Here is a 13,809-nt window from a genome sequence, read left to right on the forward strand (position 1 = left end):
AGCCAGCCGATTTTGAACAATGTCCCATCCGAACCACCTCCAAGCCGTCATGCAGAAGCTGTTGGCTGATCACGGCGAATATTATCCGCACCTTCTTGGGCAGCGGTTTCCCCATATCCTGAAACGGATAATCGCCTACTGGGGCAAGCCGGAAATGGACGGTTATCTCGACAGCTTGATGGCTCCGCCCCAAGCCGGCGCCAAAGGCTTTCCTCAGGAAGCGATTTTCGAGATCGTCGAGATCCAAGCGGTCCATCGCGCCATGTTTCGTTGTGAAAGCCCAGTCGCCAGTCCTCAGGCCGACAAAGCCCCCTTGCCCGACTCGCCCGCTCCATTGACCGGCGCGGAACATGAGGCGGCGATGGTTTTCGACCGCCTGCACCGCAGGTAGCTCGATGCTTTGGGGCATCATCGAATGGATCGCCCTCAACCGGTCGCGCCGCTAAAACGCTTTCGCCCTCCGGCCGCTTTGTGCCGAGGAGGGCGATTCAGCTTGTCGCCCGCCGCCTACTTGCGATTGATCAGGCGTTCGATCCGGTAGAGCGTCGTGGTGTTCGACACCTCGTTGGCGATGGCGAGGTAGAAATGGCCTCGAAAGTGGAAGGCGCTGAGTCCTTCCGGCGAGACGTCGCCGTCGGTGACGATCATGTCGACATAGCTCGTGCGGTAGGGATTGGTGACGTCGAACACCGCGACCGCGCTCTTGGTCGTCCGCTCGAGGCCGATAAAGGCATAGGTCCGGCCGGCGATGTCGAGGAGGGCGACGCCTTCCGGCTCGACCCCCTTGTCACGGCTGCGGCCATCGTCGTAGATGCCCAGTTCGGCCGCCTTCTTGTCAAGGATGTCGCCGCTGTCGTAGACCAGCTTGCCCTCTTCGTCGCGGATCGAGAAGGAGCGCGCGCCGGCGGCATGAAGGTCGCCGGGCGACGAGTCGGTGGCCGATACGCGTAGCTTGTCGAGGGGCGCGGTGGCGCCGAACTTGCCGGCGGCCTCGCGATCCTTGTCGTCCTCGCGGAAATCTCCTTCGTTGGCCATCACCAGATAGGTCTTGCCCTTCCATGTGTAGGCGGCGATTCCATCCGGCATGTAAAGGCCCTTGATCGGCGCCGAAATGAAGGAGACCACGCCGTCGTTCAGCGCGTCGATCTGGTTCCCGGGCAGGCCGAAATCCTTGGCGCCGAGGCCGATCACCCGGGTGAATTGGTTCGTCGTCAGGTCGAGAGCGCCGAGCGAGTTGGCTTCCTGGAGCGTCACATAGGCCTTGGTGCCGTCCTCGTTGACGGCAATGTATTCGGGTTCGAAATCCATCCCGGTGTCGCGCCGAAGCTTGCTGCCGGAGGTCGGGACGCCGCTCAGCGTCGCGGTTGCAGTCAGCGAACGGGTCGTCATGTCGATAATGCTGACGCTGCCGGCCGGATCAACGGCGGGCACAGCGAAGACGTAGGGCACCGAGGTGCCCTGGCGCGTCCCGTAGAGGCTGGGCGTCGCTTCGTTGGCGACGAGCAGGCGCGAGCCGTCCGGGGTGAAGGCCAGCATGTCGGGCAGGCTGCCGACCTGGATGACGTTCGTGCCCTGGCTCGGAGCGCGGGTCCTGGTGTCGTAGAGAAGGACGACGCCGGGTTCGGTGCGGTTGGCCGATTCGACGGCAAAGGCGGCGACGCCATGCTTGACGGCGACGCTGTTGACCGAACCGTAGGCCGTGGTGTCGATGTGTTCCAGCAATTCTCCGCTCAGCGCATCAAGCACGTCGATGCCGATGACGCCGGCCACCCACAGCGTGTTGGTACGCTGGTCGAAGGCCGGGATTTCCGACACCTGGCCAGGCGTCGCGCCATGCTTGTAGGTCCAGAGCTTGTTGAAGGAGAGCTCCGGGTTGGCCGCCAGCAGCGTGGTCGGCAGGAGGGCGGCTGCGATGGCCATGACGATTGCGGTCTTTTTCACGATTGCGTTTGCCTTGAGATAATGTCTAAGTGGGGGGCTGCGGCTTGCCGTCCGGGAAAACGCATGCTGCCTGGCAGCTTAAGACGATTCGATGACCGGAAGATGTCGCCGGGATGACGCATCGTGCCGGGCATCTCCCGACGGCGAGCCGGCGCGATCTAACCGGGGCCGGTGGCGAGCACCTGGCGCTCCTTCAGCGGCAGGTAGATGAAGACTACCTGGCCGGCGTCGCATGCCTCGACGGCATAGGTGCCGGCGATCACATCGCCGACCCGGATGATCCGGTTCTGTCCCTGGTGCTTCAGGAAAACGCGCCTTTCGTCCGCCTCGACCAGTTGCCCGAGGTATTCGAAGGGCAGGGGCGGCGCGCTCGGCTTGGCAGGTGGTGGCGGGGGCGGCGGGACATACCAGCTGCGGCTGCGGAATGGGTCGGGCGAGTCCGGCGGCGCGTCGGCGATCCCCTCGCGCGGCGCGGCCAGCGCCCGGGCCGGCAGTACGGTGGCGGCTGCATCCGTGACTGTGGGCGCGGCGACGGCCGTTTTCGCGCCTGCAGGTCGCGCCGGCTCGAGCGGCGCGTCGTCGACCAGGGCGGCCGCGCCCAGCGTGCCGAGCAGCAGTGAGCCGAGAATCAGCTGGCGCAACCTGATCGCGGACAGCTTCATCGCGTCTCCTGGCGACGTGAAAAGATGGCCAGGCGAAGCTGCGCATCGACCTGGCCGGCGCCGATGTTGTCGCGGCGCAGACTGACGTCCTCGATGGCGATGGCCGGGAATTCGGCGCGCAGCGCCGCCAGGTAGCGGCGCAGGTCGCGGTAGCCGCCCTGCACCGGCAGGGTCAGGACGTAGCGGTCGAACAGCTTTTCCTTGCCGGCGAGCAGCCGGTAGTCGCCCGTCGTCAGCTTGAGGCCACCCTCTGCGGCGAGTTCGAGCAGCCGGCCGAGATCTCCATGCAGGCGCGTTTCGTCGGAAAATCCCTCGATTTGGCCGAGGCGGGCCAGTTCCGGCGTCGCCTGGGCGAGCCGGCGATCGATCTGGGCGCGGCGGTTGTCCCGTTCACTTTCGGCGAGCCACGCTTCGGCAGCCTCGATCGCCGCGGCGCGCGCCGGCAGCACGAACAGATGCAGGACGACGGCTCCAAGCGCGAGGAGGGCACCGGCGACCAGCAGCCAGTCCGGATTGGCCAGGGCGAAGCGGGGGCGGACGAGCCACGCCTTCAGATCGGGCTGGACCACGTCGCGGCAATCTCGAAAGTAACGGGATGTTGCGGATCCTCAGCCTTGACCTTGTGCGAGAGCAGGCTGACCTTCGACAGCGGCGGGCGGCGCAATGCCTCGACGAAGCCTAGGGCGGCCTTGATGTCGCGCGCTTCGCCGGAGATCTGCAGTGACGCGCCGGCAACATTGGGCGTCAGCGCAAGCAGGGCGACATCCTCGGGCGTGGCCCGGTCGATGTGGCGGTAGAGTTCTTCCCAATCGACGCGGATCGCCGCGACGGCTTGCCGCAAGGCCTTTTCTTGGTCGCTCGGCAGGGCGGCGGCACGCCCGGCACTGGCGCTGGTCGCCAGCGCCAGCCGTTCGGCGCGGCGCTGGGCCGCCGCCTGCTGCGCCTGCAATTCGGCCAGCTGGGCGTGCTGGTCGCGCAGGTCGATCCCGGCATCGACGCAGAGCACTCCGGCGGCGAAAAGCAGCAGGAGCGGCAGAAGGCCCGGTCGGTGCGGCTGGAATTCCAGGCCGAGGTCAGGCATGCGCCCCTCCCTTCGCCAGCGAGGGACGGCACTCGACCCGCCAGTCGCCGATGGATTCCGGCCAGGCCTCGGGGCTGAAGACCGCCAGCCTTCGCCGTTCGATCAGACCGCTCTCGGTCGTCAGGATGCCGAGCAACTCGTCTGCCAGTCGCCCCGGCGCGGTGTCCGCCCGGTGGTTGCGGAGCAGGCGCAGGTTGCCGCCCTGCAGGCCGACCAGCGTCAGCCAGCCGGCCTCGGGGAAGGCGACGAAGCCGTCGTTCAGGTCGGCGCCTTCGTCCCGCAGCGCCTTGCCGAGGAGCGGCTGAATGCTGGCCAGGCGCAGACGGCGCTCGTTGGCGATCTGGCGCAAGCCGTCAAGAAAGTCCCTCGGAATGCCGGCGGCGAGACCGTTCATGCCGAAGCGCGGACGGTCGAGCGTGATCTCCAGCCGCTCAGCCTGATCGCCCAGGCTGTTGCGCAGTAGCGCGCGGGCCATGGCGAGCCGCGCCTTGTCGCCGAGCACGGCTTCGCTCCACGGGAGCAGCGCGTAACGGACGAAGGGATTGGCCACCGTCACCTGCAGACGGCAGTGCGGCGCAGCGTGTTCGGCGAGCAGCGCGGCGCTCGCCGTCAGGCCGGGCAGCCACGCCGCCTCGTCGCCGCCGGCCGCACGCACCGGGGCCGAGAAGCGTTCGTGCCGGCCGCGCCAGGAACGTCGTTCGAGCACCACGGCCTGCGGCGCGACGAGCAGGCTGAGTCGGTCAAGCCACGAAAGTGACACGGTTTGCCTCCTCCAGGCTTGTCACGCCGGCCTGCACGAGATCCAGCGCCGATTCGCGCAGCGAACGGGTGCCGCCGCGCCGGGCCGCTTCCTTCAGTTGCCGGATCGGCGCCCGGGCAAGGATCAGTTCGCGAATTTCATCGTTCAGCGTTAGCAGTTCGGCGATGGCACGCCGCCCCGGTAGCCTGTTCCCCGGCAGCTACCGCAGCCGACGGCCTGGCGGAAGCGCCAGTCGGCGACGGCGGCGGGCGCGATTGCGGCATGCTCCAGGCTGTGCTCGTCCGGCCTCGTCGGGCTGGCGCAGGCGGGGCAAAGGGTGCGGATCAGGCGCTGGGCGACGACGCCGTTCAGGGCCGAGACCAGGTTGTAAGGGTCCACCTCCATGTGCAAGAAGCGGCCGATGACGTCGAAGACGTTGTTGGCGTGCACCGTGGTGAATACCAGGTGCCCGGTCAGCGCAGCCTGGACGGCAATCTGGGCGGTTTCGGCGTCGCGTATCTCGCCGACCATGATCTTGTCCGGATCGTGGCGCAGGATGGAGCGCAGGCCGCGGGCGAAACCCATGCCCTTCCTTTCGTTGACCGGAATCTGCAGCACGCCGGCCAGCTGGTATTCGACCGGATCCTCAATGGTGACGATCTTGTCGTCGCCATGATTGATCTCGGACAGCGCCGCGTATAGCGTCGTCGTCTTGCCGCTGCCGGTCGGGCCGGTGACCAGCAACATGCCGTAGGGCTCGGCCGACAGGCGGCGGATGCGCTGCATGGTGTCGCTGTCGAAACCCATGACGTCCAGGCGCAGGCCGTCGAGATGATGACTCAGGGCCTGCTTGTCGAGGACGCGAAGCACCGCGTCCTCGCCCCAGATGCTTGGCATGATCGAGACCCGGATGTCGATGTCGCGCCCCTGCCAGCTGACCTTGAAGCGGCCGTCCTGCGGTATGCGTCGCTCGGCGATGTCGAGTTCCGACAGGACCTTGACGCGCGAGATCATCTGCTCGGCCGTGTCCCGGCCGTCGATCGTGCCGGCCAGGTTGAGCACGCCGTCGATCCGGTACTTGATCGCCAGGCCGCGCTGGTTGGCCTCGATATGGATGTCGCTGGCCCCGGCCTTCAGTCCGTCATGGAGCGTCGACCGGACGAGCCGGACGATATGGCTGCCTTCCTCGGAAATGCCCTGCAGCGAGAGATCTTCCGGGCGGTCGGCGCGGTGCTCGGCGGCGCGGTCGCCGCCGAAATTGCCGTCGAGCGCCCGGACGCGCGTTTCCTCGCGGGCCAGGTAGGCGGCGATCACCGATTCCGGGGCGAGCCGCCAGTCGATCCTACGCGTCAGCGGCAGCAAACCTTCCAGCCAGTCGCGAAGGGTCGCATCGAGGGGGTTCGGCGCGACCGCGAGGCAGTCCGGGCCGTTTTCGATGAGCAGGACCTGGCGCCGGTTGAATTCGGCGAACGACGCCAGCGAAAGGGCCAGCGCATGGTCCGGCAGATCGGCCAGGCGCACGCTGCGCAGACCGAAGAGCGCGGCGGTCAGTTCGGCGGCTTCCTGCTCGGCGACACCGAACGTCGCCTGCAGGCCGGCCATGACGGCCGGCAGTCCGCCCTGGGCGGCCAACTGGCGGGCGGCTTGGCGCAGCGCGTCGGGCTCAAAACGAATGGCATTGACGGGTGAATTCATCGCGTGTCCTATTGAAAATTCCCGGCTAGTTCGAAGATTGGCATGTAGAGCAGGAGCACGATGCCGCCGATGACGAGGCCGATGGCAGTCATCAGCAGCGGTTCGAAGAGGCGGCTGAAGGTGTCGACCAGACGGTTGATTTCCTCGTCGTAGAAGCTGGCGACCGATTCGAGCATCTGTCCCAGTTGGCCGCTCTTTTCGCCGACCGCGATCATCCGGCGGGCGATCGGCGTGCTCAGGCCGCCGCGGACGACGGCATCCGAGAAGGTCAAGCCCTGTTCGATGTCGTTGATCGCCCGCTGCAGGCCGATGCCGAGCGCTGCCGGAAGGATGTCGGCAACCATCAGCAGGGTCGAGCGAAGGGGGATGCCGGCGCGCAGCAGCATGCCGACGGTGCGGTAGAAGCGGGCCAGATAGACAATGCGCAGCCGTTCGCCGATGCCCGGCAGGCGCCAGACAAGCCGCCCCAGGAAGGCGCGTACCGACGCCAGGGAAAGGAGGCCGACGAGGCCGGCGGCGGCGAGCAGCCCGCCCAGGACGAGCCCGGTCGCCTGCCGGTTGACGAAGTCGCCCCAGGCGAAGAGCAGCGCCGACAAGCCTTCGGGCGCCCGGCCGCTGTCGGCGAAGACCAGCGCGAAGCGGGGGACGACGAAACCGAGCAGGAAAAAAGTGACGAGCAGGCCGACGGCGAGCAGGAGCAGCGGGTAGATCGCGGCGCTGAGCAGCTTTTTCCTCAAGTCGCGGAGCTTCTCGTCGAAGACCAGGTAGCGGCGCAGGGCTTCCGGCATGTCGCCGGTCTGTTCGCTGGCCTTGATGGTGGCGACGTAGAGATCGGGGAACAGCGCGGGAAAGCGGCGCAGCGCGGCGGACAGCGACTGGCCCTGGCGCAGGGCGGTGAGGAGGCCGGCCAGAACCTCGCTCGAGGCGCTGCCCTGGTCCTGTTCAACCAGTGTTTCGAGGCCTTCGACGACATTCAGGCCAGCTTCGAGCAGGGAGAGCAGCTGGCGCGTGAACAGCCCGAGCTGAAAGCGGCCGTGGCGCCCTGTCCGGTGCTTCGTGCCGAGCACCCGCGAGGAGACGACGATGGCGCCTTGCAGCGTCGGGGCCAGCGCCAGTTCGGCCGGCGAGTCGGCCGCCAGGCGCAGGCGCGTCACGCCCCGGGCGGGGAAGATCGCGACGACTTCGAACTCCATCCGGCCGTCCTTCACCAGTTGCCGATGTCGGCGGCTTCGCCTTCGCCGCCCGGCTTGCCATCCTTGCCCAGCGAGAGCAGGTCGAATTCGCCGTGTTCCCCGGGTTGCGCGTACTGGTAGGCATTGCCCCACGGGTCGGTCGGCAGGTCCTTGCGCAAATACGGGCCCTGCCAGCGGCTTTCGCTGGGCGGTCGGCGCATCAGTACGGCCAGACCGTTTTCGCTGCTGGGGTAGCGTCCGACATCCAGGCGGTACTGGTCGAGCGCCTTTTCCAGCGCGTCGATCTGGGCGCGCGCCGCCTTGATCTCTGATTTGCCGATCTGGGTGAAATACTTCGGTCCGACATAACCGGCCAGCAGGCCGATGATGACCATGACAACGAGCAGTTCGAGCAGCGTGAAGCCACGCTGGAAGGAGGGGGCAAGCTTGCGGAGGTGGGACGCCACGGGGTTCGGACAATCGGAAAAGGAGTCGTCGATGGTAGGGCGTCGGCGTTACAAAAAAATGACGATGGCGGCGTCAACTGGCTGTAACGGAAGAAAACTAAGCTGCCAGCCGTCATGCCCGCCAAATCCCGCCGTCTCCTCCTGATCCTCGCCATCGCCGCTGCACTCCCGGCTGGCGTTTCGGCCAGCGGCGCGATCTACGGCTTCGTGGACGAAAGCGGCGTGGAACACTTGACCAACATCCCGAACGACAGCCGCTACCGCCTGCTGCTGCGCGACCGCCTGGCGCCTGCGGCGGCGGCCCTCAAGGTGCCGCGCGGGGTGTTCGCGCTGCCCACGGAGCAGCGGCCGTTCGACGACGCGATACGCGCCGTCAGCCGCACTACCGGGGTCGATGCGGCGCTGCTCCATGCCGTCATCGCAGTCGAGTCGGGCTATCGCGACACGGCGGTATCGGCCAGGGGGGCGACCGGCCTGATGCAACTGATGCCGGCGACGGCCCGACGCTACGGACTGGAGAATGCGCGCGATCCGGCCGCCAACATTCGTGCCGGAGCCCGTTATCTGCGCGATCTGCTGGCCCTGTTCGACAACGACATCGAACTCGCCCTGGCCGGCTACAACGCCGGTGAAAACGCCGTGCTCAGGCATGGCTGGCGGATTCCTCCCTATGCCGAGACGCAGCGCTACGTACCCCTCGTGCTGGCCCATTACGAGCGCCTGAACGGCCTTGCTCGGCGCTAATCCGCTCGCTGGGCGGCAGCGCCGCGCCGGTTCGGCGTTCCTGCAGCGTGGATGAAGCGCCATTCCGAGTAGCGGCTGGCGCCCTCGAAGTCGGCCTGGTGCGTCGGGAAGTCGCCAAGCTTGATCGGCGTCTCGATGGCACTGCTGGCGACGCCGATGATGCGATCCTGGCGACGGATTTCCTGCCACTTGCCATCGCGGCTCATCGGATCCAGGTAAAGGCGGCGGAGATGCCGCACCGGCATCGGAAAGCGTGGGTCGAGGAGGAGGTCGGCGAGGCGGGGCGGATATTCCGGCGCGCCGGGCGAACGCTCGACATAGCTGGCGATTGCCCGACGATAGGCCTCGCCGGCGAAGAGGAGCTCCTTTTCCTTCTCGCGCCGGCTTTCCATTTGCCATAGCGCGCCGCTTCCGGCGAGCGCGATGGCGCCGATGGCGACGGCGAAGAGCAGGGCGAGGAAGGTCACGCCGCGCTGACGGCAGCGGGCGCCGGCTACCATGTCCGGTAATCGCTGCCGTTGCGCCCCTGGCCTTCGGCGCCACTCTGCACGTCCCAGACCCGGGCTTGGCCGGGTTCGTCGGGCGGTGGCACGATCACCCAGTTGGCGGCGCTTTCGGTGATCGGGTCGGGCGGTATCTTGCGCAGGTAGCGACGCGTCACGAGGTCATCCAGGGTTTCGGGATAGCGGCCGGTATCGGCCCGGAACTTGTCGATCGCGTCGCGCATCACGGCCAGCGACTCGCGCAGCGTCGCCTCGCGGGCCCGGTCGATATGCTCGAAGTAGCGCGGCACGGCGATGGTCAGCAGGGTGGCGATGACGGCCATGACGACCAGCAGTTCGATCAGCGTGAATCCGCCGGAAGCTTTGCCCATGCTCACCACTCCCGATAGGCGATGCCGTTGCTGCCGAGTCCGTCGGCGCGCGAATGGACATCGAAGATGTCGACGCCCTCCTGGGGGTTGTCCGGCGGGCTGGCATAACTGCGTTTTCCCCAGGTCTGCGCCGGCGTGGCCTCGACCGACGGGCTGAAAGGGTCGCGCGGCAGGCGGCGGAGGAAATAGATCTTGCCCCGGGCCGGATCCTGACGATTCTCGACGCCCATGACCAGGTCTTCCAGCCGGGCCGGATAGCCGCTTTCGTCGCTGCCCCGGGCAATCTTGCCATCCTCGACGGCGCGGCGGTAGGCGTCGATGGCGCCGCGAATTTCCCGCAGGGCGCTACGCAGTTCGGCCTCCTTCTGGCGCCGGGCGGTGGTTTCGAGCAAGGGCGAGGCGGCCATGGCGAGTACGCCGAGGATGGCCACTGTGACGACCAGTTCGATCAGGCTGAAGCCGCGCGACTTGCCGTGCGGCATCAGTCTTCCTCTTGTCGCTGCAGGCCGCTGGCTTGTCCGGCGGCGGTCGCCGGCGCATCGTCGTCCTCTCGCCCGGCGGGTGCCGAAGGCGCCGCGAAGCCGCCGGCGCCGCCGCGCGAACTCATCGACAGCGAGCGAGCCTCCGGCGTCCGCACGGTCATTGGCGCCGCGCCGACGGCGGCTTCGGTACCGGAGGCGAGATAGGGCTGGACGAATTCCGGCCGATGGATGTTGCGCACGATGCGCGGCGTGATCAGCAGGATAATCTCGGTCTTGATCGAGGTGTCGCGATGGCTGCCGAAGACCCTGCCGACCACCGGGATTTCGCCGAGGCCCGGCACATGGTTGGTGGTCTTGCGTTCCTCGTCGCTGATCAGGCCCGCCAGGACCTGCGTCTCGCCGTTCTTGAGGCGCAGGCTGGTGTTGGCGCTGCGGGTGCCGACCTGGTAGGCGAGGGAATTGGAAGGCCCCATGACTTCCTTGACGACACTGCTCACCTCGAGGCCGACCTTGATCGAGACTTCGTCGTCGAGGGTGACATTGGGCTCGACCTCGAGCTTGAGCCCGACATCGAGGTAGTTGACCGAGGCCGAGACGCCGACGTTGGCGGTCGAGGTCGTGGTGAACACCGGCAGCTTGTCACCGATATGGATCTTGGCCTTGTCGCGGTTCTTGACCCGGATGCGCGGATTGGCCAGGACGTTGGTGTCGGCGTTCTGGCCCTTGATGTTGAGCGTGAAGGCCGGGTTGGCGACGAAGCTGACCAGGCTGCCGAACTTGTCGAGCGGCACGAAGCCGGGCGACAGCGTACCGCCGGGCGTGACGTTGTTGAGGGTGGCGCCGTTGGCGTAGGTCTGGGTCGTGATTTCCTTCTGCAGGGCGCCATAGCCGATCGCATCCGGCCAGTCGACGCCGAACTCGTTCATCCGGCTGCGGCTGACCTCGAGCACCTCGACTTCGAGCATCACCTCGGGCTCGGCCAGGTCGAGCGAGTCGATCAGGCGTTCGACCAGCCGCATGGCGTCCGGCGTGTCCTTGACGACCAGCAGGTTGAGCTTTTCGTCGGCGAAGACGTCTTTGCTCTTGGCGACGGTCTTGACCAGGTTCTGAGCCTGCTTGACGTCGGTGTTGGTGAGGTAGAAGTTGCGCACCACCAACTCCTGGTATTCCTTGGCCTTGGCCGGCGTGTTCGGGTAGATCAGGAAGCTGTTGTCGCCGAGCTGGCGCTTTTCCAGCTGGTTGGTCGCCAGGATCAGGCGCAGGATGTCCTCGATCGGACTGTTACGTACGAACAGCGTGACCTTGAGGTCGGCCTTGATGTCCTTGTCGAGCACGAAGTTCAGGCCGGATGAGCGGGCCAGCATCTCGAACACCGATTTCAGGCCGGCGTCGCGAAATTCGAGGGCGACGGGTTTGGCCAGCGCGGCCCGCGAGGCCGGCGAGGACTGGCCGTTGTGCTCGACCTCGCGCTGCCGCTCGATCTCGTTGTCCAGGCGGCGGGCCTCGGCGTGTATCGGATCCTGCGCCCGGACCAGGCGGACCAGGCGTTCGGCGCCGAGCCGGTCGTTCTTGGCCAGCATCTGCGTCGCCTGCGCCAGCAACAGGGCGTTGCGCCGGTCCGGCCCGAGTTGTTCGAGACCCTGCAGGGCGCGGGTGTTGCGGCTGTCGAGGGCGAGGACGCGGCGATAGGCCGCCTCGGCCGCCGGGAACTGGCCGTTGCGGCGCCGGTTCTCGGCCTCGCGCAGATGCTCGTTGATCGTCTCGTCCTTGTTGCGCAGCAGGGCCGCCCTGATTTCCGCATCGCGCGGCTGCTCCCTGGCCGCCTGTTCGAGCGCGGCGATGCCTTCGTCGCGGCGTCCTTCGGCGATCGATGCCATGCCCTCCTTGAAGAGCTTGTTGCTGCAGCCGCCGAGCGTGACCGCCAGCAGCAGGAAATAGAATGATTTGCCCAAGTTGATAGATGTCCAGGTTCGGATGACGGGTGCGAATCGAAATCGACTCATGTTAAGCACCGGGCATTACAGCCCTGTTACGTTCCCGCTCGGCCGGTGACGCCGGCGATGTGTTCCGGCACTCCGAGCGGGGCATGCGGCGCACGATAATTCACATGGGTGAAATCCGGGCGTAATGACAAGACACTAAATTGCCGTCGTCCCATCCATCTGCAGACAAGAAACAGTCCCGATGGGATGTCGTCACGGCGAACGCCCGCCGCGCGGCTCCGATTTTCCCAATACACAAGGAACTCATTGCATGAAGCTCAATAGATTGGTTATCGCCCTCAGCCTGGCTTTCGTTGCGGCGCACGCCGTTGCCGATGCCAGCAATTTCGACCAGTTCACCCCGATGGTCGGCGACAACGTGCCTGGCTCCCTGCCGGAAGCGGCGCCGTTCAAGCTGGCCTCGCCGGAATTCAGCCAGATCAACATCGTGACGCGCGATCCCAGCCAGGCAAGCCGTTTCGACACGGGCAGCTACGACATGCACACGGTCAATGAAAACGGCCCGCAAGCCGGCCGTTTCCTGTTCTCCGTCTATGAAACCGGCCAGGCCGGCATTCAGCGCACCGACCTGCGCACCATGCAGACCACGACCATCTGGGCCAGCCCCGCCGTAGGCGCTCACGTCGCGTTCGACGCCTCGCGCTGGACCCCGTGGGGCAGCTTCCTGACCGGCGAGGAGTCCTGGAGCGATCCGGCCCAGACGCCGAGCCCGTACGGCCGCCTGTTCGAAGTGGTCAACCCGCTGGCCGATCCGGCCAATATCGTCATCAAGCATCGCGACATCCTGCCGCGCGTCTCGCACGAAGGTCTGGCCTTCGACAAGAAGAACAACCTCTATTTCATCGACGAGCGCAATGGCAGCCACATCTTCAAGTTCGTCTCGATGAACCCGAATGCGACCTCCGGCGACGAATACTTCGCCCAGGGCCAGACTTTCGTGCTGCGCGTCGGCGACGGCAAGACCAAGGAGGCGACCGGGCAGGCGGCCTGGATTCCGATCACCGATGCACACGGCTCGGCCCTTCCCGGCGCCATCACCGTCATCGACCCGAACGGCCTGAAGGCCATCGATGGCCGCGCCACGCCGAAGCTGCCAGCTTTCCTGGCGACGCCTTTCGACCGTCCGGAAGATCTGGAAATCAAGACGCTACGCAACGGCAAGCAGATGCTGTTCGTCGCCACGACGACCAACCACAAGGTGTTCTCGATCGACCTCAACAGCAACCTGGTCAAGCTCTTCGTCAGCCGCGACACGCCGGACATGGCCACGGGCAAGCCGGTCGGTGACCAGTTCACCGCTCCGGACAACCTGGCGATCGATGCCGACGGCAACATCTACATCGTCGAAGACCAGGATGGCGGCAAGCAGGACACCTGGTTCGCCAAGGACGAGGATAACGACGGCGTCGCCGAAGCTGTCGGCAAGTGGGCCAGCCTGGTCACCAAGGGAGCGGAAGGCACGGGTCTGTATTTCGATCCGTTCAAGCCGAATACCGCCTACATCAACGTCCAGCATCCGAGCAGCGGCGTCGATCGCACCATCATGATCACCGCCCCCTGCGTCAAGTCGGACAAGGGGCACCACTACGGCCAGAACCACAAATAAACCCGCGAGCGGGGCCTGAGCGCCCTGTTGGGCCAGCGCGCCGGGGCCGCGAGCCGGCCGGGATACCCTCCGTGATCGACACGGAGGGTATTTTTTATTTAAATTTCATGTTTGTCTGCAGCGTATGACGGCAACGTTCCCATTGATGTCGGACCGAGTCTCAGAAATGGACAACCTATATTCTTGTGGCTCATAGAGTCACAAGAATATAGGTTGAGTTGCAACTCAAACCCCCGATTAGCAGGATGTGACGGCCGTTTTCCCACCAATGATCCTGGGAAACCATCGTGGCGCAATGGATTGCTGTCTCAAGCTAAATTGCGAAAGTCTCTACTTAAGCTGC

At 66.0% G+C, this 13,809-nt stretch carries 15 protein-coding genes; 3 read left to right on the forward strand and 12 right to left on the reverse strand.

Annotated elements, in window-relative coordinates; translation table 11 throughout:
• The first annotated feature begins 49 nt into the window (after positions 1-49).
• Positions 50-391: a hypothetical protein gene (locus NQE15_RS02440; RefSeq protein WP_265946191.1), complete on the forward strand. Its 342-nt coding sequence runs from the start codon at positions 50-52 to the stop codon at positions 389-391.
• 116 nt (positions 392-507) lie between these two features.
• Here the strand turns inward: NQE15_RS02440 and NQE15_RS02445 are convergent, their stop codons facing one another.
• The 8 genes from NQE15_RS02445 to gspG form a co-directional block, all read right to left on the reverse strand.
• Positions 508-1,941, reverse strand: coding sequence for a choice-of-anchor I family protein (locus NQE15_RS02445; RefSeq protein WP_265946193.1), 1,434 nt, complete (start codon positions 1,939-1,941; stop codon positions 508-510).
• 158 nt (positions 1,942-2,099) lie between these two features.
• Entirely contained in the window at positions 2,100-2,603 is a 504-nt protein-coding gene (locus tag NQE15_RS23770) for a secretion system X translation initiation factor (RefSeq protein WP_323054944.1), read from the reverse strand.
• Positions 2,600-3,172: a GspMb/PilO family protein gene (locus NQE15_RS02455; protein ID WP_265946195.1), complete on the reverse strand. Its 573-nt coding sequence runs from the start codon at positions 3,170-3,172 to the stop codon at positions 2,600-2,602. The genes NQE15_RS23770 and NQE15_RS02455 overlap by 4 nt, the downstream gene beginning before the upstream one ends.
• Positions 3,154-3,684: a PilN domain-containing protein gene (locus NQE15_RS02460; protein WP_265946196.1), complete on the reverse strand. Its 531-nt coding sequence runs from the start codon at positions 3,682-3,684 to the stop codon at positions 3,154-3,156. The genes NQE15_RS02455 and NQE15_RS02460 overlap by 19 nt, the downstream gene beginning before the upstream one ends.
• Positions 3,677-4,444: a hypothetical protein gene (locus NQE15_RS02465; RefSeq protein WP_265946199.1), complete on the reverse strand. Its 768-nt coding sequence runs from the start codon at positions 4,442-4,444 to the stop codon at positions 3,677-3,679. The genes NQE15_RS02460 and NQE15_RS02465 overlap by 8 nt, the downstream gene beginning before the upstream one ends.
• Before the next feature lie 150 nt (positions 4,445-4,594).
• Positions 4,595-6,118, reverse strand: a complete 1,524-nt coding sequence (locus NQE15_RS02470; RefSeq protein ID WP_323054945.1) for a GspE/PulE family protein — start codon at positions 6,116-6,118, stop codon at positions 4,595-4,597.
• Positions 6,119-6,126: 8 nt separating this feature from the next.
• Positions 6,127-7,311, reverse strand: a complete 1,185-nt coding sequence (locus NQE15_RS02475) for a type II secretion system F family protein (RefSeq protein ID WP_265946201.1) — start codon at positions 7,309-7,311, stop codon at positions 6,127-6,129.
• 11 nt (positions 7,312-7,322) lie between these two features.
• On the reverse strand, positions 7,323-7,757 hold the full coding sequence (gene gspG / locus NQE15_RS02480; protein WP_265946203.1) for a type II secretion system major pseudopilin GspG: 435 nt from the start codon (positions 7,755-7,757) through the stop codon (positions 7,323-7,325).
• Between the two features lie 114 nt (positions 7,758-7,871).
• Between gspG and NQE15_RS02485 the strand changes: the two genes are divergently transcribed.
• A complete protein-coding gene (locus NQE15_RS02485) occupies positions 7,872-8,501 on the forward strand; it encodes a lytic transglycosylase domain-containing protein (protein ID WP_265946205.1) in 630 nt (209 codons plus the stop codon).
• Here NQE15_RS02485 and NQE15_RS02490 read toward each other — a convergent pair.
• From NQE15_RS02490 to NQE15_RS02505, 4 genes are read right to left on the reverse strand one after another with little or no spacing between them, the layout of a single operon-like run.
• Positions 8,498-9,001 (reverse strand): type II secretion system protein, encoded by a 504-nt coding sequence (locus NQE15_RS02490; protein ID WP_265946207.1) that lies wholly within the window; start codon positions 8,999-9,001, stop codon positions 8,498-8,500. The two genes, NQE15_RS02485 and NQE15_RS02490, sit on opposite strands and share 4 nt — an antisense overlap.
• Positions 8,995-9,375: a type IV pilin protein gene (locus tag NQE15_RS02495; protein WP_265946209.1), complete on the reverse strand. Its 381-nt coding sequence runs from the start codon at positions 9,373-9,375 to the stop codon at positions 8,995-8,997. The genes NQE15_RS02490 and NQE15_RS02495 overlap by 7 nt, the downstream gene beginning before the upstream one ends.
• Before the next feature lie 2 nt (positions 9,376-9,377).
• The gene (locus NQE15_RS02500) at positions 9,378-9,857 is read right to left on the reverse strand and encodes a type II secretion system protein (RefSeq protein ID WP_265946211.1); all 480 of its coding nucleotides are present in this window, start codon (positions 9,855-9,857) and stop codon (positions 9,378-9,380) included.
• Entirely contained in the window at positions 9,857-11,809 is a 1,953-nt protein-coding gene (locus NQE15_RS02505) for a secretin N-terminal domain-containing protein (protein WP_265946213.1), read from the reverse strand. Before NQE15_RS02505 ends, NQE15_RS02500 begins: the two co-directional genes overlap by 1 nt.
• A 301-nt stretch (positions 11,810-12,110) precedes the next feature.
• On the opposite strand from NQE15_RS02505, the gene NQE15_RS02510 reads away from it, so the two are divergent.
• Positions 12,111-13,466 (forward strand): alkaline phosphatase PhoX, encoded by a 1,356-nt coding sequence (locus tag NQE15_RS02510; RefSeq protein WP_265946216.1) that lies wholly within the window; start codon positions 12,111-12,113, stop codon positions 13,464-13,466.
• The last annotated feature ends 343 nt before the right edge of the window (positions 13,467-13,809 follow it).

It is taken from the genome of Dechloromonas sp. A34 (assembly GCF_026261605.1).
GTDB lineage: Bacteria > Pseudomonadota > Gammaproteobacteria > Burkholderiales > Rhodocyclaceae > Azonexus.

Coding starts and splice junctions, on each gene's coding strand:
- NQE15_RS23770 (WP_323054944.1), bottom strand. CDS start 2,603: ATGAAGCTGTCCGCGATCAGGTTGCGCCAGCTGATTCTCGGCTCACTG.
- NQE15_RS02460 (WP_265946196.1), bottom strand. CDS start 3,684: ATGCCTGACCTCGGCCTGGAATTCCAGCCGCACCGACCGGGCCTTCTG.
- NQE15_RS02440 (WP_265946191.1), top strand. CDS start 50: ATGCAGAAGCTGTTGGCTGATCACGGCGAATATTATCCGCACCTTCTT.
- NQE15_RS02475 (WP_265946201.1), bottom strand. CDS start 7,311: ATGGAGTTCGAAGTCGTCGCGATCTTCCCCGCCCGGGGCGTGACGCGC.
- NQE15_RS02500 (WP_265946211.1), bottom strand. CDS start 9,857: ATGCCGCACGGCAAGTCGCGCGGCTTCAGCCTGATCGAACTGGTCGTC.
- NQE15_RS02510 (WP_265946216.1), top strand. CDS start 12,111: ATGAAGCTCAATAGATTGGTTATCGCCCTCAGCCTGGCTTTCGTTGCG.
- NQE15_RS02470 (WP_323054945.1), bottom strand. CDS start 6,118: ATGAATTCACCCGTCAATGCCATTCGTTTTGAGCCCGACGCGCTGCGC.
- NQE15_RS02495 (WP_265946209.1), bottom strand. CDS start 9,375: ATGGGCAAAGCTTCCGGCGGATTCACGCTGATCGAACTGCTGGTCGTC.
- NQE15_RS02485 (WP_265946205.1), top strand. CDS start 7,872: ATGCCCGCCAAATCCCGCCGTCTCCTCCTGATCCTCGCCATCGCCGCT.
- NQE15_RS02490 (WP_265946207.1), bottom strand. CDS start 9,001: ATGGTAGCCGGCGCCCGCTGCCGTCAGCGCGGCGTGACCTTCCTCGCC.